At 42.2% G+C, this 23,808-nt stretch carries 21 protein-coding genes and 1 other RNA gene; 18 read left to right on the top strand and 4 right to left on the bottom strand.

What is annotated here, in order from left to right; translation table 11 throughout:
- The first annotated feature begins 42 nt into the window (after positions 1–42).
- The 15 genes from gpsB to tig all read left to right on the top strand — a co-directional run bounded on the left by gpsB (position 43) and on the right by tig (position 15,218).
- Complete coding sequence (gene gpsB, locus N8M16_RS08560) at positions 43–372, top strand: cell division regulator GpsB (RefSeq protein WP_247928188.1); 330 nt, start codon at positions 43–45, stop codon at positions 370–372.
- A 20-nt stretch (positions 373–392) separates the two neighbouring features.
- Positions 393–774, top strand: an RNA gene (rnpB, locus tag N8M16_RS08555) — RNase P RNA component class B.
- Between the two features lie 83 nt (positions 775–857).
- On the top strand, positions 858–2,036 hold the full coding sequence (locus tag N8M16_RS08550; RefSeq protein ID WP_261070007.1) for a THUMP domain-containing class I SAM-dependent RNA methyltransferase: 1,179 nt from the start codon (positions 858–860) through the stop codon (positions 2,034–2,036).
- Complete coding sequence (gene mapZ / locus N8M16_RS08545) at positions 2,029–3,447, top strand: cell division site-positioning protein MapZ (RefSeq protein WP_261070006.1); 1,419 nt, start codon at positions 2,029–2,031, stop codon at positions 3,445–3,447. Before N8M16_RS08550 ends, mapZ begins: the two co-directional genes overlap by 8 nt.
- Positions 3,448–3,522: 75 nt before the next feature.
- Positions 3,523–4,947, top strand: coding sequence for an NADP-dependent phosphogluconate dehydrogenase (gene gndA / locus N8M16_RS08540; protein WP_000158778.1), 1,425 nt, complete (start codon positions 3,523–3,525; stop codon positions 4,945–4,947).
- Positions 4,948–4,958: 11 nt separating this feature from the next.
- The gene (locus tag N8M16_RS08535; RefSeq protein ID WP_153220775.1) at positions 4,959–5,648 is read left to right on the top strand and encodes a response regulator transcription factor; all 690 of its coding nucleotides are present in this window, start codon (positions 4,959–4,961) and stop codon (positions 5,646–5,648) included.
- Between the two features lie 325 nt (positions 5,649–5,973).
- A complete protein-coding gene (gene mvk / locus N8M16_RS08530; protein ID WP_203212679.1) occupies positions 5,974–6,852 on the top strand; it encodes a mevalonate kinase in 879 nt (292 codons plus the stop codon).
- On the top strand, positions 6,834–7,787 hold the full coding sequence (gene mvaD / locus N8M16_RS08525) for a diphosphomevalonate decarboxylase (RefSeq protein WP_049500290.1): 954 nt from the start codon (positions 6,834–6,836) through the stop codon (positions 7,785–7,787). The genes mvk and mvaD overlap by 19 nt, the downstream gene beginning before the upstream one ends.
- Complete coding sequence (locus N8M16_RS08520; protein ID WP_261070005.1) at positions 7,774–8,781, top strand: phosphomevalonate kinase; 1,008 nt, start codon at positions 7,774–7,776, stop codon at positions 8,779–8,781. Before mvaD ends, N8M16_RS08520 begins: the two co-directional genes overlap by 14 nt.
- A complete protein-coding gene (gene fni, locus N8M16_RS08515) occupies positions 8,765–9,775 on the top strand; it encodes a type 2 isopentenyl-diphosphate Delta-isomerase (RefSeq protein WP_261070004.1) in 1,011 nt (336 codons plus the stop codon). The genes N8M16_RS08520 and fni overlap by 17 nt, the downstream gene beginning before the upstream one ends.
- A gap of 76 nt (positions 9,776–9,851) precedes the next feature.
- Entirely contained in the window at positions 9,852–10,550 is a 699-nt protein-coding gene (gene liaF / locus N8M16_RS08510) for a cell wall-active antibiotics response protein LiaF (protein ID WP_173268195.1), read from the top strand.
- Positions 10,547–11,542, top strand: coding sequence for an envelope stress sensor histidine kinase LiaS (locus tag N8M16_RS08505; protein ID WP_261070003.1), 996 nt, complete (start codon positions 10,547–10,549; stop codon positions 11,540–11,542). The genes liaF and N8M16_RS08505 overlap by 4 nt, the downstream gene beginning before the upstream one ends.
- Positions 11,543–11,555: 13 nt before the next feature.
- Positions 11,556–12,188: a response regulator transcription factor gene (locus N8M16_RS08500; RefSeq protein WP_261070002.1), complete on the top strand. Its 633-nt coding sequence runs from the start codon at positions 11,556–11,558 to the stop codon at positions 12,186–12,188.
- A gap of 340 nt (positions 12,189–12,528) precedes the next feature.
- Entirely contained in the window at positions 12,529–13,713 is a 1,185-nt protein-coding gene (locus N8M16_RS08495; protein WP_261070001.1) for an N-acetylmuramoyl-L-alanine amidase family protein, read from the top strand.
- Positions 13,714–13,934: 221 nt separating this feature from the next.
- Complete coding sequence (tig, locus tag N8M16_RS08490; protein ID WP_261070000.1) at positions 13,935–15,218, top strand: trigger factor; 1,284 nt, start codon at positions 13,935–13,937, stop codon at positions 15,216–15,218.
- A 47-nt stretch (positions 15,219–15,265) separates the two neighbouring features.
- On the opposite strand, the gene recD2 is transcribed toward tig, so the two are convergent.
- The 3 genes from recD2 to rnhC form a co-directional block, all read right to left on the bottom strand.
- Positions 15,266–17,632, bottom strand: a complete 2,367-nt coding sequence (recD2, locus tag N8M16_RS08485) for an SF1B family DNA helicase RecD2 (RefSeq protein WP_261069999.1) — start codon at positions 17,630–17,632, stop codon at positions 15,266–15,268.
- A gap of 136 nt (positions 17,633–17,768) precedes the next feature.
- The gene (gene lepB, locus N8M16_RS08480; RefSeq protein WP_001083986.1) at positions 17,769–18,383 is read right to left on the bottom strand and encodes a signal peptidase I; all 615 of its coding nucleotides are present in this window, start codon (positions 18,381–18,383) and stop codon (positions 17,769–17,771) included.
- A 3-nt stretch (positions 18,384–18,386) separates the two neighbouring features.
- A complete protein-coding gene (gene rnhC / locus N8M16_RS08475) occupies positions 18,387–19,268 on the bottom strand; it encodes a ribonuclease HIII (protein WP_261069998.1) in 882 nt (293 codons plus the stop codon).
- Between the two features lie 86 nt (positions 19,269–19,354).
- Here rnhC and zapA point away from each other — a divergent pair, with 86 nt between their 5' ends.
- The 3 genes from zapA to N8M16_RS08460 all read left to right on the top strand — a co-directional run bounded on the left by zapA (position 19,355) and on the right by N8M16_RS08460 (position 22,641).
- The gene (gene zapA / locus N8M16_RS08470; RefSeq protein ID WP_000002019.1) at positions 19,355–19,657 is read left to right on the top strand and encodes a cell division protein ZapA; all 303 of its coding nucleotides are present in this window, start codon (positions 19,355–19,357) and stop codon (positions 19,655–19,657) included.
- Positions 19,654–20,202, top strand: coding sequence for a CvpA family protein (locus N8M16_RS08465; RefSeq protein ID WP_261069997.1), 549 nt, complete (start codon positions 19,654–19,656; stop codon positions 20,200–20,202). Before zapA ends, N8M16_RS08465 begins: the two co-directional genes overlap by 4 nt.
- Before the next feature lie 102 nt (positions 20,203–20,304).
- Entirely contained in the window at positions 20,305–22,641 is a 2,337-nt protein-coding gene (locus N8M16_RS08460) for an endonuclease MutS2 (RefSeq protein ID WP_261069996.1), read from the top strand.
- A gap of 49 nt (positions 22,642–22,690) precedes the next feature.
- Here the strand turns inward: N8M16_RS08460 and N8M16_RS08455 are convergent, their stop codons facing one another.
- Positions 22,691–23,620, bottom strand: a complete 930-nt coding sequence (locus N8M16_RS08455) for a helix-turn-helix domain-containing protein (RefSeq protein WP_261069995.1) — start codon at positions 23,618–23,620, stop codon at positions 22,691–22,693.
- Positions 23,621–23,808: the final 188 nt, after the last annotated feature.

The following is a 23,808-nucleotide window of genomic DNA, read 5'->3' as shown; positions in this document are numbered from 1 at the left end:
TTTATATAATAATACTATTAGAAACCGAGAATGGAGAGAGAGATGGCAAGTATTATTTTTTCAGCAAAAGATATTTTTGAGCAAGAGTTTGGACGTGAAGTCCGTGGATATAGTAAGGTTGAAGTTGATGAATTTTTGGACGATGTCATCAAGGACTACGAAACTTATGCTGCCTTAGTCAAGTCTCTCCGTCAAGAAATTGTAGAGTTGAAGGAAGAATTGTCTCGCAAACCTGAATCTGCACCGGTTCAAGCAGAACCGCTTGAAATGACAGCTACAACTTCTATGACGAATTTTGATATTTTGAAACGCTTGAATCGTCTTGAAAAAGAAGTGTTTGGTAAACAAATTTTGGATAACTCTGATTTATAAGAGCTTATTAGAAAAGTGCAATTTTTGGATAATCGCGTGAGGAGAATTTCTTTTCATGAGGAAAGTCCATGCTAGCACAGGCTGTGATGCCTGTAGTGTTTGTGCTAGGCGAATCCATAAGCCTAGGGACGAGAAATCGTTACGGCAGTTGAAATGGCTAAGTCCTCGGATAGGTCAGAGTATGCTTGAAAGTGCCACAGTGACGGAGTCTTTCTGGAAACGGAGAGAGTGGAACGCGGTAAACCCCTCAAGCTAGCAACCCAAATTTCGGTCGGGGCATGGAGTGCACGGAAACGAACGTAGTACTCTGACTGCTATCAGCTATATGCTGTTAGTGGTAGACAGATGATTATCAAAGGAAGTGGTCCTAGTCACTTCTGGAACAAAACATGGCTTATAGAAAATTGCATATAGGTTGGGGCTGAGAAATTTTCTCAACCTCATTTTTTAAAGTGGACATATAGAAAGGTCTTATAAGACTGAAAATGAAAAAAGAATTTAATTTAATCGCGACTGCTGCAGCGGGGCTTGAGGCTGTCGTTGGTCGTGAAGTACGAGAGTTGGGCTACGATTGTCAGGTTGAGAATGGACGTGTTCGTTTTCAAGGAGACGTGAGAGCCATTATCGAGATCAACCTCTGGCTTCGAGCAGCAGATCGTATCAAGATTATCGTAGGAACTTTCCCAGCTAAGACTTTTGAAGAGCTGTTTCAGGGAGTATTTGCCCTAGATTGGGAAAATTATTTACCGTTCGGGGCACGATTCCCGATTTCAAAAGCCAAATGTGTTAAATCTAAGCTACACAATGAACCCAGTGTTCAGGCTATTTCAAAGAAGGCCGTTGTTAAGAAATTGCAGAAACACTATGCCCGTCCAGAAGGTGTTCCTCTGATGGAGAATGGTCCTGAGTTCAAGATTGAGGTCTCTATTCTTAAAGATATAGCAACTGTCATGATTGATACGACAGGCTCCAGTCTCTTTAAACGAGGATATCGTACTGAAAAAGGTGGGGCTCCGATCAAGGAAAATATGGCAGCAGCTATTTTACAACTTTCTAACTGGTATCCAGACAAGCCTTTGATTGATCCGACCTGTGGTTCAGGAACTTTCTGTATCGAGGCAGTTATGATTGCTCGAAAGATGGCGCCAGGTCTTCGTCGCTCCTTTGCATTTGAGGAATGGAACTGGGTCAGCGACCGCTTGATCCAAGAAGTGCGTACAGAAGCAGCTAAGAAAGTAGATCGTGAGCTTGAACTGGATATCATGGGCTGTGATATTGATGCTCGCATGGTGGAAATTGCTAAGGCCAATGCTCAGGCAGCAGGTGTTGCAGGGGATATTACTTTTAAGCAGATGCGCGTGCAGGATTTGCGTTCCGAAAAAATCAATGGAGTGATTATCTCCAACCCGCCTTATGGGGAACGCTTGTCAGATGATGCAGGGGTTACCAAGCTCTATGCTGAAATGGGGCAAGTATTTGCACCGCTGAAAACTTGGAGCAAATTTATCCTAACTAGTGATGAATCCTTTGAGACCAAGTATGGTAGTCAGGCAGATAAGAAACGTAAGTTGTACAATGGAACCTTGAAAGTGGATTTGTATCAATATTTTGGTCAGCGTGTAAAACGTCAGGAAGTAAAGGAGAAAGGAAAAACTCATGAGTAAGAAAAGACGAAATCGTCATAAAGCAGAACATCAAGAAGCGCAATTTGATTTTGATGATGCTAAAGAGCTAACAGTTGGAGAAGCCATGCGTAAAAATGAAGAGGTGGAAGCAGGGGTATTACCTGGAGATTCTATCTTAGACAAGTATGTGAAGCAACATAAAGATGAAATTGAGGCAGATAAGTTTGAAACGCGTCAGTTTAGCAAAGATGAATTAGTTGAAAAAGAAGAGGTAGAAGAGATAGAGGAAACTCAGACTCTGGATAATTTACTTCAAGAGCTTCGTGAGGGAACAGGAGTAACTTCTCCAGCTCCAGAAGATGAATTGCGTCAGTTTGATGATTTAGAATTAACACGAGTTTCAGAAGCTCCTCTTGTCGAAGAATTTGAGAAGGAAGAAGTACCATTGGTAGGAGCGGAAGAGGCTCTCACACGTTCTCGAGTATCAGATAGTGAAGATGGGAAAAGTAAGAAGAAATGGGTGCTTTACGGGATTCTAGGCGCATTAGTGGTTCTTATCCTTGGAACTGGTTATTATGTTTATCGTCAAGTGGATCGTTCGACCAAGGAAATCCAGACTTCTCAATCAACTACAAACACGCAGTCAGATGCAGAAGAATTCAATAATTTATATGATGCCTTCTATACAGATAGCAACAAAACGGCTTTGAAGAATAGTCAGTTTGATAAGCTGAGTCAACTGAAAACCTTGCTTGATAAGCTAGAAGGTAGTCGTGAATATACGCTTGCAAAATCTAAGTATGATAGCCTAGCAACTCAAATCAAGGCCATTCAAGATGTAAATGCTCAATTTGAGAAGCCAGCTATTGTGGATGGTGTCTTGGATACCAATGCTAAAGCCAAATCGGATGCTAAATTTACAGATATTAAAACTGGAAATACGGAGCTTGATAAAGTTCTAGATAAGGCTATCAGCCTTGGTAAGAGCCAGCAAACAAGTTCTTCAAGCTCAAGTTCAAGTGAAACTAGCAGCTCAAGCTCTCGTCAAGCAAGCGAAAATACTGCTAGTGAGACAAGTCCAAGTAGTTCAAATGCTGCATCAACTGAAACTAGAAGTACCCGCAGTGAAGTCAATATGGGTGTATCAAGTGCAGGAGTTGCTGTTCAAAGAAGTGCGAGTCGTGTTTCTTATAACCAGTCTGCTATTGATGATAGCAATAATTCTGCCTGGGATTTCGCGGATGGTGTCTTAGAACAAATTCTAGCGACTTCACGTTCACGTGGTTATATCACTGGTAACCAATATATCCTTGAACGTGTTAATATCGTTAATGGCAATGGTTATTACAACCTCTACAAGCCAGACGGAACCTATCTCTTTACCCTTAACTGTAAGACAGGATACTTTGTTGGAAATGGTTCTGGACATGCGGATGACTTGGACTACTAAGCAGTCGTTACAAAATTCTTTCTTTTCAAAAGTAAAAATGATAAAATAAAACAAATTAAACAAGAGGAGTGTCAAATGACAAAAGCTAACTTTGGTGTTGTTGGTATGGCCGTAATGGGTCGTAACCTTGCCCTTAATATTGAATCTCGTGGTTACACAGTTGCTATTTACAACCGTAGTAAAGAAAAAACTGAAGATGTAATTGCTTGCCATCCTGAAAAGAACTTTGTACCAAGCTATGACGTTGAAAGTTTTGTAAACTCAATCGAAAAACCTCGTCGTATCATGCTCATGGTTCAAGCTGGACCTGGTACAGATGCTACAATTCAAGCCCTTCTTCCACACCTTGACAAGGGTGATATCTTGATCGACGGAGGAAACACTTTCTACAAAGATACCATCCGTCGTAATGAAGAATTGGCAAACTCAGGTATCAACTTTATCGGTACTGGGGTTTCTGGTGGTGAAAAAGGTGCCCTAGAAGGTCCTTCTATCATGCCTGGTGGACAAAAAGAGGCCTACGAATTGGTTGCGGATGTTCTTGAAGAAATCTCAGCTAAAGCACCAGAAGATGGCAAACCATGTGTGACTTATATCGGTCCTGATGGAGCTGGTCACTATGTGAAAATGGTTCACAACGGTATCGAGTATGGTGATATGCAATTGATCGCAGAAAGTTATGACTTGATGCAACACTTGCTAGGCCTTTCAGCAGAAGATATGGCTGAAATCTTTACTGAGTGGAACAAGGGTGAATTGGACAGCTACTTGATCGAAATCACAGCTGATATCTTGAGCCGTAAAGACGATGAAGGCCAAGATGGACCAATCGTAGACTACATCCTTGATGCCGCAGGTAACAAGGGAACTGGTAAATGGACTAGCCAATCATCTCTTGACCTTGGTGTGCCATTGTCACTCATCACTGAGTCAGTATTTGCACGTTACATTTCAACTTACAAAGAAGAACGTGTGCATGCTAGCAAGGTTCTTCCAAAACCAGCTGCCTTCAAATTTGAAGGAGACAAGGCTGAGTTGATTGAAAAGATCCGTCAAGCCCTTTACTTCTCAAAAATCATTTCATACGCACAAGGTTTTGCGCAATTGCGTGTAGCTTCTAAAGAAAACAACTGGAACTTGCCATTTGCAGATATCGCATCTATCTGGCGTGATGGCTGTATCATCCGTTCTCGTTTCTTGCAAAAGATTACAGATGCTTACAACCGTGATGCAGACCTTGCTAACCTTCTTTTAGATGAATACTTCTTGGATGTCACTGCTAAGTACCAACAAGCAGTGCGTGATATCGTAGCTCTTGCTGTTCAAGCTGGTGTGCCAGTGCCAACTTTCTCAGCAGCGATTACTTACTTTGATAGCTACCGTTCAGCTGACCTTCCAGCTAACTTGATCCAAGCGCAACGTGACTACTTTGGTGCCCACACTTACCAACGTAAAGACAAAGAAGGAACATTCCACTACTCTTGGTATGACGAAAAATAAGTAGGTCTGCCATGGGGAAACGGATTTTATTACTTGAGAAAGAAAGAAATCTAGCTCATTTTTTAAGTTTGGAACTCCAAAAAGAGCAATACCGAGTTGATCAGGTTGAGGAGGGGCAAAAAGCCCTCTCCATGGCTCTTCAGACAGACTATGACTTGATTTTATTGAATGCTCAACTTGGGGATATGACAGCCCAGGATTTTGCAGATAAGCTAAGTCGGACTAAGCCAGCCTCAGTGATTATGGTCTTGGACCATCGTGAAGAATTGCAAGATCAGATTGAGACAATCCAACGCTTTGCCGTTTCTTACATCTATAAACCAGTTATTATTGAGAATCTGGTAGCTCGTATTTCAGCGATTTTCCGTGGTCGGGACTTCATCGACCAACACTGTAGTCAGATGAAGGTTCCAACGTCTTACCGCAATCTGCGTATGGATGTAGAACATCATACCGTTTATCGTGGCGAGGAGATGATTGCTCTGACCCGTCGTGAGTATGACCTTTTGGCTACTCTTATGGGAAGCAAGAAAGTTCTGACTCGTGAGCAGTTGTTGGAAAGTGTCTGGAAGTATGAAAGTGCGACCGAAACAAATATCGTGGATGTCTATATCCGTTATCTACGTAGCAAGCTTGATGTAAAAGGTCAAAAAAGCTACATTAAAACCGTGCGTGGTGTCGGTTACACCATGCAAGAATAGAAAATAGACTAGGAGAACTCAGTTGTAATCATGCAACTGAGTTTATCCATTTCTTTCTTGAGTTTTTTCTCTAGTTTGCTTAAAAGTTTTATTTTAGCATCGAGCGATTGTGAATGGAAACAATCGCTTTTTTTGTGAAAATATAATAAAATAGATAGGAGAAAATAAATACTTGTAGGAAAAAATAATACTCTTCGAAAATCAAATTCAAACCACGTCAGCGTCGCCTTACCGTACTCAAGTACAGCCTGCGGCTAGCTTCCTAGTTTGCCTTTTGATTTTCATTGAGTATGAGACGGTCTTTCCGTCTAGCTAAAAGGAAAACATGACAAAAAAAGTGGGTGTCGGTCAGGCACATAGTAAAATAATTTTAATAGGGGAGCATGCGGTCGTTTACGGTTATCCTGCCATTTCCCTGCCTCTTTTGGAGGTGGTGGTAACTTGTAAGGTAGTTCCTGCAGCGAGTCCTTGGCGTCTCTATGAGGAGGATACCTTGTCCATGGCAGTTTATGCTTCGCTGGAGTATTTGGATATCAAAGAAGCCTGCATTCGCTGTGAGATTGACTCGGCTATCCCTGAAAAACGGGGAATGGGTTCGTCAGCGGCTATCAGCATAGCGGCCATTCGTGCGGTTTTTGACTACTATCAGGCTGATCTGCCTCATGATGTACTAGAAATCTTGGTCAATCGGGCTGAGATGATTGCCCATATGAATCCGAGTGGTTTGGATGCTAAGACCTGTCTCAGTGACCAGCCTATTCGCTTTATTAAGAACGTAGGATTTACAGAGCTTGAGATGAATCTATCCGCATATTTGGTGATTGCAGATACGGGCGTTTATGGTCATACTCGTGAAGCCATCCAAGTGGTTCAAAACAAGGGCAAGGATGCCCTGCAGTTTTTGCATGCCCTGGGAGAATTGACCCAGCAAGCAGAAGAAGCGATTTCACAAAAAGATGCTGAAGGACTGGGACAAATCCTTAGTCAAGCGCATTTACATCTAAAAGAAATTGGTGTTAGTAGCCCTGAGGCGGATTCTCTAGTTGAAACGGCTCTTAGCCATAGTGCTCTGGGTGCCAAGATGAGCGGTGGTGGGCTAGGAGGCTGTATCATAGCCTTGGCAACCAATTTGACTCAAGCTCAAGAACTAGCAGAAAGATTAGAAGAGAAAGGAGCTGTTCAGACATGGATAGAGAGCCTGTAACAGTACGTTCTTACGCAAATATTGCTATTATCAAATATTGGGGAAAGAAAAAAGAGAAAGAGATGGTGCCTGCTACTAGCAGTATCTCTCTGACTTTGGAAAATATGTACACAGAGACGACTTTGTCATCTCTACCGACGGATGCTACTGCTGATGCCTTTTATATCAATGGTCAGCTACAGAGTGAGGCGGAGCATGCCAAGATGAGCAAGATTATTGACCGTTATCGTCCAGATGATGAGGGTTTTGTTCGTATTGACACTCAAAACAATATGCCGACCGCAGCGGGCTTGTCCTCAAGTTCTAGCGGTTTGTCCGCCTTGGTCAAGGCTTGTAATGCTTATTTCAAGCTTGGTTTGAATCGGAGTCAGTTGGCGCAGGAGGCTAAGTTTGCATCAGGCTCTTCTTCTCGGAGTTTTTATGGACCACTAGGTGCTTGGGATAAGGATAGTGGAGAAATCTACCCTGTAGAGACAGACTTGAAACTAGCTATGATTATGTTGGTGCTAGAGGACAAGAAAAAACCAATCTCTAGTCGTGATGGGATGAAACTTTGTGTGGAAACTTCGACGACCTTTGATGACTGGGTCCGTCAGTCTGAGAAGGATTATCAGGATATGCTGGTTTACCTTAAGGAAAATGACTTTGCCAAGGTTGGGGAGTTAACGGAGAAAAATGCCCTTGCTATGCACGCTACGACCAAAACTGCATCACCAGCCTTTTCTTATCTGACCGATGCAAGCTATGAAGCAATGGACTTTGTCCGCCAGCTTCGTGAGCAAGGGGAAGCCTGCTACTTTACTATGGATGCTGGTCCCAATGTCAAAGTCCTCTGTCAGGAGAAAGACTTGGAGCATTTATCAGAAATCTTCGGTCAACGTTATCGCTTAATTGTGTCAAAAACAAAGGATTTGAGTCAAGATGATTGCTGTTAAAACTTGCGGAAAACTCTATTGGGCAGGCGAATATGCTATTCTAGAACCAGGGCAGTTATCTTTGATAAAGGACATCCCCATCTATATGAAGGGGGAGATTGCTTTTTCTGATAGTTACCGTATCTACTCAGATATGTTTGATTTTGAAGTGGACTTGGCGCCAAATCCTGACTACAGTTTGATTCAAGAAACGATTGTTTTAGTGGAAGATTTCCTTGTTTATCGTGGGCAGACCTTGCGACCTTTTTCTTTGGAAATCCGAGGAAAAATGGAAAGAGAAGGGAAAAAGTTTGGTTTAGGTTCTAGCGGTAGCGTCGTTGTCTTGGTCATCAAGGCTCTGCTGGCTCTATATAATCTTTCGGTTGATCAGGATCTCTTGTTCAAGCTGGCCAGTGCTGTCTTGCTTAAGCGCGGAGACAATGGTTCTATGGGGGACATTGCCTGTATTGTGGCAGAGGATTTGGTTCTCTACCAGTCATTTGATCGCCAGAAGGTGGCTACTTGGTTGGAAGAAGAAAACTTAGCGACTGTTTTAGAGCGTGATTGGGGTTTTTCAATCTCACACGTACAACCTGCCCTAGAATGTGATTTCCTAGTGGGATGGACCAAGGAAGTGGCTGTATCGAGTCACATGGTCCAGCAAATCAAGCAAAATATCAATCAGAATTTTTTAAGTTCCTCAAAAGAAACGGTGGTTTCTTTGGTAGAAGCCTTGGAACAGGGGAAATCAGAAAAAATTATCGAGCAAGTAGAAGTGGCCAGCAAGCTTTTAGAAGGCTTGAGTACAGATATTTACACGCCTTCTCTTAGACAACTGAAACAAGCCAGTCAAGATTTGCAGGTTGTTGCCAAGAGTAGCGGCGCTGGTGGTGGTGATTGTGGTATTGCCTTGAGTTTTGATGAGCAATCAACTGAAACCCTAAAAAACCGTTGGGCCGATCTGGGGATTGAGCTCTTATACCAAGAAAGGATAGGACATGACGACAAATCGTAAGGACGAGCACATCCGCTATGCTCTTGAGCAGAAAAGTTCCTATAATAGCTTTGATGAGGTGGAGCTGATTCATTCTTCCTTGCCTCTTTACAATCTGGATGAAATCGATCTGTCGACAGAATTTGCAGGTCGCAAGTGGGACTTTCCTTTCTATATCAATGCTATGACGGGTGGAAGCGATAAGGGAAGAGAAATCAATCAAAAGCTGGCTCAGGTAGCGGAAGCCTGTGGGATTTTATTTGTGACAGGATCTTATAGCGCAGCCCTCAAGGATCCAACAGATGACTCTTTTTCTGTCAAGTCTGATCATCCAAATCTCCTTCTTGGAACCAATATTGGATTGGACAAGCCTGTTGAGTTGGGCCTTCGGACTGTAGAAGAGATGGATCCCCTTCTCCTGCAAGTGCACGTCAATATCATGCAGGAGTTGCTCATGCCTGAGGGAGAAAGGAAGTTCAGAAGCTGGCAATCGCATCTAGCAGACTATAGCCAGCAAATCCCTGTTCCGATTGTCCTCAAGGAAGTGGGCTTTGGAATGGATGCCAAGACCATCGAAAGAGCCTATGAACTAGGCGTTCGAACTGTTGATCTATCAGGTCGTGGTGGCACCAGCTTTGCTTATATCGAAAACCGTCGCAGTGGTCAGCGTGATTATCTTAATCAATGGGGCCAGTCCACCATGCAGGCCCTTCTCAATGCCCAAGAATGGAAAGACAAGGTCGAACTCTTAGTTAGTGGAGGGGTTCGGAATCCGCTGGATATGATTAAGTGCTTGGTCTTTGGGGCTAAGGCTGTGGGACTGTCTCGAACAGTTCTAGAATTGGTTGAAACCTATTCAGTTGAAGAAGTGATAGACATTGTTCAAGGCTGGAAAGCAGATCTACGCTTGATCATGTGTGCCCTTAATTGTGCAACCATAGCAGATTTACAAAAAGTAGACTATCTTCTTTATGGAAAATTAAAAGAAGCAAAGGATCAGATGAAAAAGGCGTAACCACCGCCTTTTTTCCATCTTCAGACTGAGGTGACTTTTTTGAATTGTGATAAAATAGAAGGGAGAGGATGAACCTATGAGAAAATTTAAAATCTTTTTATTTATCGAAGCCTGTCTGTTGACAGGAGCTCTGATTTTGATGGTTTCAGAGCATTTTTCACGTTTTCTGCTGATTCTATTCCTCTTTTTGCTTTTGATTCGCTATTACACTGGTAAAGAGGGGAATAATCTTCTTTTAGTGGTGGCAACCATTCTCTTCTTTTTCATCGTTATGCTCAATCCCTTTGTGATTCTAGCTATTTTTGTTGCGGTCATATACAGTCTCTTTCTTCTTTATCCGATGATGAATCAGGAAAAAGAGCAGACAAATTTGGTGTTTGAAGAGGTGGTGACGGTTAAGAAGGAGAAAAATCGTTGGTTTGGGAATCTCCATCATTTTTCAAGCTACCAGACTTGCCAGTTTGATGATATCAATCTCTTTCGTCTCATGGGCAAGGACACCATTCATCTGGAGAGGGTCATCCTAACCAATCATGATAATGTTATTATCCTCAGAAAGATGGTAGGAACAACCAAAATCATTGTACCTGTAGATGTGGAAGTCAGTCTCAGTGTTAATTGTCTTTATGGGGATTTGACTTTTTTCAATCATCCCAAGCGAGCCCTCCGCAATGAGCACTATCATCAGGAAACAAGAGACTATCTCAAGAGTAACAAGAGCATCAAGATTCTCTTGACCACTATGATTGGAGATGTGGAGGTGGTCAGAGGATGAAAAAACAAGCTTATGTAATCATTGCTCTCACCTCCTTTCTGTTTGTCTTATTTTTCTCCCACAGCTTGCTGGACATCCTTGACTTTGACTGGTCTATCTTTCTGCACGATGTCGAAAAAACAGAAAAATTTGTCTTTTTGTTGTTGGTATTCAGCATGTCCATGACCTGTCTCTTAGTCCTGTTTTGGCGAGGTGTTGAAGAGCTTTCTCTAAGAAAAATGCAGGCTAATCTCAAGCGTTTGTTGGCAGGGCAAGAAGTGGTTCAGGTTGCAGATCCAGATTTGGATGCCAGTTTCAAGTCTTTGTCAGGTAAACTTAACCTTTTAACAGAAGCTCTTCAAAAGGCTGAAAATCACAGTCTTGCTCAGGAAGAGGAAATCATTGAGCAGGAAAGAAAGCGGATTGCTCGGGATTTGCACGATACAGTCAGTCAGGAGTTGTTTGCGGCCCACATGATTTTATCGGGTATTAGTCAGCAGGCTTTGAAATTGGATAGAGAAAAGATGCAGACCCAGTTGCAGAGTGTCACAGCTATTTTAGAAACAGCCCAGAAGGATTTGCGGGTCTTGCTCTTGCATTTGCGGCCGGTTGAGTTGGAGCAGAAGAGTCTGGTTGAGGGAATCCAAATCCTCTTAAAAGAGCTTGAGGACAAGAGTGATCTTAAGGTTAGTCTCAAGCAAAATGTGACGAAATTGCCTAAGAAAATCGAGGAACATATCTTCCGTATCCTGCAAGAGTTGATTAGCAATACCCTTCGCCATGCCCAGGCCTCTTGTTTAGATGTCTATCTCTATCAGACAGATGTTGAATTGCAACTGAAGGTGGTGGACAATGGGATTGGGTTCCAACTGGGGAATTTAGATGACCTGAGTTATGGACTCCGCAATATCAAGGAGCGGGTTGAAGATATGGCAGGGACGGTTCAGTTATTAACAGCTCCCAAGCAAGGGCTGGCAGTTGATATCCGTATTCCCCTGTTAGATAAGGAATGATAAAGGAGTAAAGATGAAAATTCTACTAGTAGATGACCATGAAATGGTCCGATTGGGCTTGAAAAGCTACTTTAATCTCCAAGACGATGTAGAAGTTGTGGGTGAGGCGTCCAACGGATCTCAGGGGATTGAGTTGGCCTTGAAATTGCGTCCAGATGTTATTGTCATGGATATCGTCATGCCTGAGATGAATGGAATTGATGCGACCTTGGCTATCCTCAAAGAATGGCCTGAAGCCAAGATTTTGATTGTGACTTCGTACTTGGACAATGAAAAAATCATGCCTGTCTTAAATGCGGGTGCTAGGGGCTATATGCTCAAGACTTCTAGTGCAGACGAACTACTCCATGCTGTTCGTAAGGTGGCTGCTGGCGAGCTGGCTATTGAACAAGAGGTCAGCAAAAAAGTCGAATACCACCGCAATCACATAGAACTACATGAGGACCTGACTGCGCGTGAGCGAGATGTTCTCCAACTCATCGCCAAGGGCTACGAAAATCAGCGCATCGCAGATGAACTTTTTATCTCTCTCAAGACGGTCAAGACGCACGTGTCCAATATCCTAGCCAAACTTGAAGTCAGCGATCGTACCCAGGCTGCAGTCTATGCCTTTCAGCACCACTTGGTGGGGCATGAGGAGTTTTAGTAATTATATAAAATAATGTTAGAGCAATGACTTAATTTAGTATCAAAGAAGCGAGTAAGTACCTCTAGCGTGATAAAATATTTTTTTCACAATGTTTTTATGTTATTTGTTGACATTCATTTTATAGGGGAGTAGAATAGAGTTATAAATAGATAAAATAATATATTGACTATAAAAAGATTGATATAAACTCAAAAGGGGGTTAAAATCATGTCCCTGTAAATTATCAAAATAAGGTCACTAGAGCGTTAAGGACTTTATTTCATCTCTTTAAGAGTGTTATAAAAAAGATGGTTAAACTAACTCTATCTCTCAGTTTCAATTCGTGGAGGAAATGGCTATGAACAAATCTAAACTACTTACACTTGGTTTACTTGCAGGTGCTGGTCTACTTTTGTCTATCAATCAAGCACAGGCTGCAGATACTTGGGTTAAAAATGGTGCTGACTGGAATCTTTCTCAAGATGGCAGTCTAGCTAAGGATAAATGGGTACAAAATGCTGGCTCATGGTATCACTTTGACAGCACTGGTAAAATGCAGACAGGCTGGCTCAAAGACGGCAATACTTGGTATTCTCTAGCAGATAGTGGTGCTATGCGCACTGGCTGGTACAAGGAAGGAAACACCTGGTACTCACTCGCAAATAGTGGTGCTATGCGTACAGGTTGGTACAAAGAAGGGTCTACTTGGTACTATCTTCATTTTAGTGGTTCTATGATGACAGGTTGGGTGTTCATAGATGGTAATTGGTATTATTTTGAACAATCAGGTGCAATGGCCTCTGATAGAGTTGTAAATTCTAGTGATGGGACAGGCTATATTCTCAGCAAGGATGGCCATATGTTCACTTTACAAAATAGCCCTTATAAAAATGGTGACATTGTTCGTTTAGGTGATGGATATGAATATCTGATTACAGCAAAATTTGACGGAAATAACTTTACTGATGTTATCGTGGATAAAAACACTTGGTATATCAAACCTGAGTTCAAGAAGTTTTCCGACAAATATGGGGATCAAGTTTCCAATACGATGTTGGCTTTAGTGGATAATAAAGAAGAGGGACAAGAAATTGATCCTAAAGCTGTTATTCGAAATTTCCAAAGTCTACCAGGTCGATATTATTTTGGAGCAGATGGTCGTAGAGTGACACCACTTCCAGAGATGACAACTAGATCAGAAATCAAAAAAGTTGGCAATGATCTTTATCTAGAAGACCCAGGTGTACGACTTAGACTTCCATCTACTAACTTCACAATCAATAACAATAAACTATACCATTTAGATAATGGACAAGGTAAGCTTAAAACAGGTTACTTTGTATTGATTGATGACGGTATGTCTACAACCCACTATCATTTCCTTGTATATGCAGACCAATCTGGTGAGGTTCTTAAGATGAAACGCTTGCCATCAAGATTTTCAGATTATTTTGACAAAGAAATCGATGGTTTCTATGGTCAAAAAATTAAGATTACACAGCCAAATAAGTATGAATATTACAAGGTTCTTGTGGTTAAATAATACAAAACGAATCGCCTAATGAGGGATGTGTGGGCGATTCGTTTTTTACTGTAATCAGCCATTATTAAACATCTTTTATAAGATTATATTCGAAACCTAAAGAAAACTAAGAAGAAACCGTACCTCCCCTATCATTGAAAAGCGCATTCGTTACTTGAAAAAAGTCGCTCATTTATGTTATAATAGACTGTATTTAAAAAATTTTAAGGAGAAATGACAGAATGTCTGTATCATTTGAAAACAAAGAAACAAACCGTGGTGTCTTGACTTTCACTATCTCTCAAGACCAAATCAAACCAGAATTGGATCGTGTCTTCAACTCAGTGAAGAAATCTCTTAATGTTCCAGGTTTCCGTAAAGGTCACCTTCCACGTCCTATCTTTGACAAAAAATTTGGTGAAGAGTCACTTTACCAAGACGTTATGAACGCTCTTTTGCCAAATGCTTATGAAGCAGCTGTAAAAGAAGCTGGTCTTGAAGTGGTTGCTCAACCAAAAATTGACGTAACTTCAATGGAAAAAGGTCAAGACTGGGTTATCACTGCTGAGGTCGTTACAAAACCTGAAGTAAAATTGGGTGACTACAAAAACCTTGAAGTATCAGTAGATGTAGAAAAAGAAGTCACTGACGCTGACGTTGAAGAGCGTATCGAACGCGAACGCAACAACTTGGCTGAATTGGTTATCAAGGAAGCTGCTGCTGAAAACGGCGACACTGTTGTCATCGACTTCGTTGGTTCTATCGACGGTGTTGAATTTGATGGCGGAAAAGGTGAAAACTTCTCACTTGGACTTGGTTCAGGTCAATTCATCCCTGGTTTCGAAGACCAATTGGTAGGTCACTCAGCTGGTGAAACTGTTGACGTTATCGTAACATTCCCAGAAGACTACCAAGCAGAAGACCTTGCAGGTAAAGAAGCTAAATTCGTGACAACTATCCACGAAGTAAAAGCTAAAGAAGTTCCAGCTCTTGACGATGAACTTGCAAAAGACATCGACGAAGAAGTTGAAACACTTGCTGAATTGAAAGAAAAATACCGTAACGAATTGGCTGCTGCTAAAGAAGAAGCTTACAAAGATGCCGTTGAAGGTGCAGCAATTGATAAAGCTGTAGAAAACGCTGAAATCGTAGAACTCCCAGAAGAAATGATCCACGAAGAAGTTCACCGTTCAGTAAATGAATTCCTTGGAAACTTGCAACGTCAAGGTATCAACCCTGACATGTACTTCCAAATCACTGGAACTACTCAAGAAGACCTTCACAACCAATACCAAGCAGAAGCTGAGTCACGTACTAAGACTAACCTTGTTATTGAAGCAGTTGCAAAAGCTGAAGGATTTGACGCTTCAGAAGAAGAAATCCAAAAAGAAATCGAGCAATTGGCAACAGACTACAACATGGAAGTTGCTCAAGTACAAAGCTTGCTTTCAGCTGATATGTTGAAACACGATATCACAATCAAAAAAGCTGTTGAGTTGATTACAAGCACAGCAACAGTTAAATAATCTTAATAAACAAAAATCCCACCTGAATTGGTGGGTTTTCTTGTGCATTATTTTCCAAAAATCTCTTTGAGATCTGCGTCTGTAATCCCAATCATGGCTGGGATGCTGTCCCAGTTTTCTTCGGTTAAGATGTAGGATTGTTCAGAGGTACTTGATGTGGCAGTTTCTGAGACAGTTTGTTGCTTTTCTTCAACATTCTCCAATAAATCACTGAAGCGTTCAATTAGATAGGTTTTTCGGGCAGTTCCGATATGCTGGGTAGCATAGTCAAAGGCTTGTAATTCGCCTAGTAAGATAAGCTTGCTTTTGGCGCGTGTAATGGCTGTGTAGATGAGATTACGCTCCAGCATACGCCTACTAGCACTGGTAATCGGTAGGATGACAACAGGGAACTCACTTCCCTGAGACTTATGGATACTCATGGCATAGGCCAAGCGAATCTTGTACCATTCGTTACGTGGGTAAGAGACCTCATTGCCATCAAAATCAATGACAATCTCGTCTTGTTTCGATTCGGTGTATTTACCAGGAATCAGGTCTGTGATGGCTCCCAAATCCCCATTAAAGACATTGATTTCAGCATCGTTGACCAAATGAATGACTTTGTCTCCCTTTCGATAGTGGCACTGGGGAGCTTCAAAACTGAGTTGATCTTTTTGTGTTGGATTGAGCAGGTCTTGCATGAGCTGGTTGATAGCATCAATCCCTGCCGTCCCTCGGTACATGGGAGCCAGAACTTGGATATCATGGGCAGGGATACCACTTCTGAGGGCAGCATCTAAGATTTTCTCAATGGTGGCAGGAATATGACCACTAGCAATTTCAAAGTAGGAACGGTCTGCTTTTTTCTGGGTAAAATCAGCTGGCAAGATTCCCTGTCGAATCTGACTAGCTAGGGTGACGATGGTTGATTCTTCGCTTTGCCGGTAAATTTTTTCCAAGCGAGTCTGAGGAATCAAAGGAATATGGAGCAGATCCGCTAGAACCTGTCCAGGGCTGACAGACGGTAGCTGATCGCTATCTCCCACGATGAGAATTTTACTGTTAGAAGAGATGTTGGAGAAGAGTTGATTGGCCAGCCAAGTATCCACCATGGAGAATTCATCTACGATGATAAAGTCGGCATCCAGATAATCTTCCAGATGACTGGTATCATCGTCCCCTGTCATTCCCAAGTGGCGGTGTATGGTCGCGCTAGGCAAACCTGTCAATTCATTCATGCGCCGAGTTGCTCGTCCAGTTGGAGCGGCAAGAAGAATCGGCAGGTTGCTTTTTTTCCTGAGGTCAAGTCCTTCTAAAAGGGCATAAACAGCGATGATACCATTGATAACGGTCGTTTTACCAGTACCAGGCCCACCTGTCAGGATAAAGACCTTGTTCTGGATAGCGTCACAAATCGCCTGTTTTTGAATGCTATCGTAGTGGATTCCCAGATCTTTCTCGACAGTAGTGATATGTTTTTGAATGGTTTCTAAATCATGACTCTTCTGTTTTCCTTTTTCAAGGATACGAACCAAGTGACTACGGATGCCTTCCTCAGCGAAAAAGAGGCTGTTATCAAAGATTTTGGTATCAATCTGCTGAACCTTATCTTCTTCAATCAGGTAGGAGAGCTCTTGGGCTACTTGGCTGGGATCCAGTTCCACGGGACGGGAAGACTCAAGGAGAGTAAGGGTTTGTTCTAGCAGATCCCGTGCTTCAACATAGGTATCCCCTGTTTCCATACAGGCTTGAAAAAGACTATGAACTAGACCAGCACGGAAGCGTTCAGGAGCCTGACTTTCGATGCCCAGTTCCTCCGCTAGTTGGTCAGCAATAGTAAAGCCCAAACCCTTGATATCCTCGACCAGTTGATAGGGATAATTTTCAACCACATCAAGGGTTTCTTCCTTGTAAAAGTCTTGAATCTGGAAGGCTAGTTTATTGGGAATGCCGTAGTTGGCTAGTTTGGCCAAAACCATCTCTGTTCCGTAGTTGAGGCGGAGAGTTGAGACGAAAGCCTCGCGATTTTTGGCAGATAGTCCTGCGATGCCTTCTAGCTTTTCTGGGTGTTGCAAAATTTCGTCAATGGTATTGTCGCCATAGGTATCGACAATTTTCTGAGCTGTCTTGAGACCAATCCCCTTGAAATGGCTACTTGAAAAGTATTTGACAAGTCCCTTGCTAGTTGGTTTTGCACGTTCATAACGGCTGATTTGCAGTTGTTCCCCATACTTGGAGTGCTGGACAATTTGCCCCCAAAAAGTGTAGTCTTCTCCCTCAATCACGTCAGCCATGGTACCAGTGACAATGATTTCAAAATCATCAAAATCTTCTGCGTCCGTATCGTCGATTTCTAGGAGGAGGATGCGATAAAAATTGCTGGGATTTTCAAAAATAATCCGTTCAATGGTTCCAGAAAAATAAACTTCCATAAAATTCCTTTGTATAAATAGGTAAATAGGTGAGAGCTGGGGTTGTTTCTATCTTAGTTAGACTGGGTAGTGAATAATCATCTTATCACGATAGAAGAAGAGGCTGAGATTCTTGATTCTCGGCCTCTTAGGTCTCTTAAAATGTTCCGATACGGGTGATTGGCCAGAAGCGGAATTTAGCTTCCCCTGTGATATCTTTTGCTTTAAAAGTACCTACATGGCGGCTGTCGCTCGAAACCAAGCGGTCATCTCCGAGGAGAAGGTATTCTCCTTCTGGAACAGTAAAGCTAAAGTTGGTGTTGTAGTTGACATCAACTGTGAAGGCTTGGGCTTTTTGAGCGATACTTCTAAAGAAAGTTCCTTTATTTCCTTCAAATCCCTTGCCTGAGTAGGTGCTTTGGAGTTTGTCATCCTTGAAACGTTTGATGTAGTCAGCTAGGTAAGGCTCATCTGTCTCTTTATCATTGATGTAAAGTTTATCATTTTCGTAACGGATAGTGTCGCCAGGCATTCCAATCACGCGCTTGACGATGTCCTTATTGCCATCTTCCTCATGGGCCACCACGATATCAAAACGGTCAATAGGGAGGTGTTTGACAACAAAGAGGATTTCGCCATCCGCTAGAGTCGGATCCATGGAATGTCCTTCTACGCGGACATTACTCCAAAAAAAGATACGGCTCAAAGCTAGTAATGACAGAATCAGGAGGAATAATCCCCACTCTTTTAGGAAATTTTTAAATGAATTCATAATTTACCTTTCTAAGCGTTTTTTCGCTTTTTCAGTATTTTTAAAGTGCAGTTTGGCGCAGAAGTTGAGTCCCTGCATACCATAGGCTTGTAAAATCTGGCTAGCTACCTTATCAGAAGCCGTTCCAGCTCCACTTGGAAGTTGATAGCCCAGTTCTCGTCCTAGATTTTCAAGATTTTCCAGAAAAAGATCACGCGCAATGATGGAAGAAACTGCGACAGCCAAGTATTTGCCCTCAGCCTTTTCTTCTAAGATGATAGGATTGCTGAAACGATTTGCCTCTTGTGCCAAGTACTTGTCATAATTTTTAGCACTGGTAAAGGCATCAATCACAATTTTTTCAGGCTGAGCACTTTTTTGAAGAAGGAGATAGATAGCCTGATTATGGAGGGCTACTTTAACAGAAACAGCGTTGTAGCGGTCTCCGATGACCTCGTTGTACTTGCTTGGTGAGAGAAGCAGTGCCTGGTGCTGGATTTTTTCTTTGAGGATAGGGGCAATCTGACGGATTTTTTGGTCTGTCAGAGTCTTAGAATCTCCCACACCTAGTTTTCGTAAAAAGTCGTGCTGGTCAGGTGTGACAAAGGAAGCCACAACTGCAAGTCCACCAAAGTAGGAACCATTCCCTACCTCATCTGTCCCAATCAAAGGGAAATTTTGTCCCCTGTTTTCCTCTACAACTTGATAGCCAAAGAAACAAGCATATTTCTCAGCTCCTTCACCCTGAAGCAAGACCTTTCCAGAAGTATAGATAGAAACCGTTGCCTGAGGCAGTCTCAAAAAGTAGCGGATATAGGGATTCTTACTGGGAGCCAGACTGGTTTGATAGTGTTCAAGAAAAGCCTGAATCTCCTTTTCGCTTGGTGTGAGTGTTATACTTGCCATAGTTTCTATTGTACCATAAAAGCAGGCAAATTTGTAAAAACTGACAAAATTAGCGAATTTTGGTATAATATCGTGAGGTGAATTTTATGGCAAATCTAAATCGATTCAAATTTACATTCGGGAAAAAATCATTAACCTTGACAAGCGAACATGATAATCTCTTTATGGAGGAAATCGCCAAGGTTGCGACAGAAAAATATCAAGCAATTAAAGAACAAATGCCTAGTGCAGATGATGAAACAATCGCTCTTTTGTTGGCAGTCAACTGTTTATCAACTCAACTCAGCCGTGAGATTGAATTTGATGATAAGGAGCAAGAATTAGAAGAACTCCGTCACAAGCTTGTGACTTGTAAGCAAGAACAGAGCAAGATTGAGGACTCCTTATGATTTCACTCCTTCTTCTATTGGTCTTGGCTTGGGGATTTTATATCGGCTATCGGAGAGGCCTGCTCTTACAGGTTTATTACCTGATTTCAGCCCTGGCATCGGCTTTTGTGGCTGGCCAGTTTTATAAGGTGCTGGGAGAGCAATTTCATTTGTTGCTCCCTTATGCAAATCCGCAGGAAGGTCAGGGAACTTTCTTTTTCCCATCGGATCAACTCTTTCAGTTGGATAAGGTCTTTTATGCAGGGATCGGCTACTTGCTTGTATTTGGGATTGTCTATAGCATCGGTCGTTTGCTTGGTCTCTTGTTACACTTACTTCCTAGTAAAAAACTGGGTGGCAAGTTGTTCCAAGTTTCAGCAGGCATTTTGTCCATGTTGGTGACCTTATTTGTCTTGCAAATGGCTTTGACCATCTTGGCGACCATCCCCATGGCAGCTATACAAAATCCTCTTGAAAAGAGTATCGTCGCAAAACACATCATCCAGAGCATACCAGTAACAACCAGTTGGCTCAAACAAATCTGGGTGACAAATTTAATCGGATAAAAAGGGCAGGAGTTTTCCTAGCCCTTTGTTTACAGATTGACTAGAATCTATCAGAATGTAAAAAGCTACCACACCTAGACATTCAAAGACAAGGAAATAACGATGAATAAGAAAATATTAGAAACATTAGAGTTCAATAAGGTCAAGGCCTTGTTTGAACCTCATTTGTTGACCGAACAGGGCTTGGAGCAATTGAGACAGCTGACTCCGACTGCCAAAGCAGATAAAATAAAACAGGCTTTTGCTGAGATGAAGGAAATGCAGGCTCTTTTCGTCGAGCAACCGTATTTCACTATTCTCTCAACCAAGGAAATTGCAGGAGTCTGCAAGCGTTTGGAGATGGGGGCGGACCTCAATATCGAGGAGTTCCTCCTCTTGAAGCGCGTGCTTCTTTCCAGCCGAGAACTGCAAAGTTTTTATGCCAATCTGGAAAATGTCAGCTTGGAAGAATTAGCCCTTTGGTTTGAGAAATTACATGATTTTCCGCAATTACAAGGAAATCTCCAAGCCTTTAATGATGCAGGTTTCATTGAAAATTTTGCCAGTGAAGAATTGGCGCGAATCCGCAGAAAAATCCATGATAGCGAGAGTCAGGTACGCGATGTCCTACAGGACCTGCTCAAGCAAAAAGCGCAGATGTTGACGGAAGGAATCGTTGCCAGCAGAAATGGCCGTCAGGTTTTACCAGTCAAAAACACCTACCGCAATAAGATTGCAGGTGTCGTTCATGATATTTCTGCTAGTGGAAACACCGTCTATATCGAACCCCGTGAGGTGGTCAAACTGAGCGAAGAAATTGCCAGTTTGCGAGCAGATGAGCGCTATGAAATGCTTCGCATTCTCCAAGAAATTTCTGAACGTGTCCGCCCTCATGCGGCTGAAATTGCCAATGATGCTTGGATTATCGGCCATCTGGACTTGATTCGTGCCAAGGTCCGCTTTATTCAAGAAAGCCAAGCAGTCGTTCCTCAGCTGTCAGAAAATCAGGAGATTCAACTGCTCCATGTCTGCCATCCTTTGGTCAAAAATGCCGTCGCAAATGATGTCCATTTTGGCCAAGATTTAACAGCTATTGTCATTACAGGTCCTAATACTGGTGGTAAGACCATCATGCTCAAAACTCTGGGCTTGACACAGGTTATGGCCCAGTCAGGCTTACCGATTTTGGCAGATAAGGGAAGCCGTGTGGGTATTTTTGAAGAAATTTTTGCCGATATTGGAGATGAGCAATCTATTGAGCAGAGCTTGTCTACCTTCTCTAGCCACATGACCAATATTGTGGATATTCTTGGCAAGGTCAATCAACATTCGCTCTTGCTCTTGGATGAGTTGGGGGCTGGTACAGATCCCCAAGAGGGAGCTGCCCTTGCCATGGCTATTCTGGAGGACCTTCGCCTACGTCAAGTCAAGACCATGGCTACGACCCACTATCCAGAACTTAAGGCCTATGGTATTGAGACAGCCTTTGTGCAAAATGCCAGCATGGAGTTTGATACTGCGACTCTTCGCCCGACTTATCGCTTTATGCAGGGAGTTCCTGGCCGAAGCAATGCCTTCGAAATTGCTAAACGTTTAGGTCTATCTGAAGTTATCGTAGGGGATGCCAGTCAGCAGGTTGATCAGGACAATGATGTCAATCGGATTATTGAGCAGCTGGAAGAGCAGACGCTAGAGAGCCGCAAACGCTTGGACAATATCCGTGAGGTGGAGCAAGAAAATCTCAAGATGAACCGTGCTCTAAAAAAACTTTATAACGAGCTCAATCGTGAAAAGGAAACCGAACTTAATAAGGCGCGTGAACAGGCTGCTGAGATTGTGGACATGGCCCTCAGTGAGAGTGACCAGATTCTCAAAAATCTCCACAGCAAATCCCAACTTAAACCCCACGAAATCATTGAAGCCAAGGCCAAGCTGAAAAAATTAGCTCCTGAAAAAGTAGATTTGTCTAAAAACAAGGTCCTTCAAAAGGCCAAGAAAAAACGAGCTCCAAAGGTGGGAGATGATATCGTGGTGCTCAGTTACGGACAGCGTGGTACCTTGACCAGTCAACTCAAGGACGGCCGCTGGGAGGCCCAAGTTGGCTTGATCAAGATGATCTTGGAAGAGAAAGAGTTTGACCTTGTTCAAGCCCAGCAAGAAAAGCAAGTCAAGAAGAAACAGGTCAATGTCGTGAAACGAACTTCTGGTCGTGGCCCTCAAGCCAGACTGGACCTTCGAGGCAAACGTTATGAAGAGGCCATGAATGAGCTAGATGCCTTTATAGACCAAGCCTTGCTTAACAATATGGCTCAAGTTGATATCATCCATGGTATCGGAACAGGTGTCATCCGTGAAGGTGTCACCAAATATCTACAAAGAAACAAACATGTCAAGAGTTTCGGCTATGCCCCACAAAATGCTGGAGGGAGTGGCGCAACTATTGTGACCTTTAAAGGATAAGAAAAGCCTGAGGAAATATGTGGTTCCTCAAGCTTTTTTGATTTCTAGATTATATATCTAAAGGTTGTCCAGTGTGATTGAGTTGTGTGACAGTAACAAAGAAATCCTCTCTCATTCGAGTCAGAAGTTGATTTGGATAGATTTTTTCAAAGTTATCAAGACTGGCAAAGATATGCTTAGCAAGTTCTAGACCTCTGACATCGTCTTGTCTGAGAAAATTATTAGCTCGTTCCATAGAAAGACTAATCATCTCTGTCATCTTGGTACTCAGTAGAGGGAAAGTATTAATCACTTCCAGGGTCTTCAACGCTAGATTTTCAGCTTTATCATAGTAGCCATTAACAGAGTAATGCTTGATAGCAGTTCTTAAGCAGGCAATATAATAGTCAGAAGTACGGATTGAATGGTATTCAGTCTGTTTTTTTAGAGTATCTAATAAGTGGTAGAGCCTATAATCTAAAAATTCGATTGAAAAGTGAGGCAAGATAGATGAAAAGATATTCACCTCAATTTTATTCCAGTCGTCCAATTCACTGAGATAGTTCTTGATATATTCTAGTTCTTGATAATCTTTTGGAGTCAGAAAAGAATCGCCGATGATGTTTGCGATAGCAAATTTATTGACTACACGATTGACAATCACATAGTGTTCAGCGATTCCAGGATTTTCCAAGGGCTGATTAATCAAGCTAATGATCTTTTTAAATTCACGCTTATAAGCCAAATCAGCAACTTGAGCCTGTAATTTATGAAATTCAGTTGGAAACATCTGCGTTTTAAGACTATCAAAGGTCTCTTTATCAATTCCAATATTAGAAAGAATCTCTTCAAATTTTTGAATGGTTATCCGAGATTTCCCTTGCTCAAACTGACGTAAAAAGTGAGGAGTCACTATAGTTCCAGCAGCTTCCTTCTGGGTAAACCCTCTTTCCTCACGGATGGCCTTATAGACTAATCCATAAACACTTTCATCTTGCATCCTAAATCTCCTCGAGTCCTTTTTTCCATTCTATCATAATTCTACCAATTTTTAAGGTGATTTTAAGAAAAAAGTAATTATAGTTACGCTTTTTCGGGGGGGGGGGGGGTTATTTTTTAATAAAAGTAAAATTTTTATCGGGTTTATTTAAATATGTTAATTGGAATGGATTAGTGAACCGGTAAAAA

Origin of the sequence: Streptococcus mitis, assembly GCF_946188375.1 — a bacterium.
GTDB lineage: Bacteria > Bacillota > Bacilli > Lactobacillales > Streptococcaceae > Streptococcus > Streptococcus mitis_CX.
Note: the sequence above shows the minus strand (reverse complement) of the source record. Positions and strands in the feature narration are given on the sequence as shown.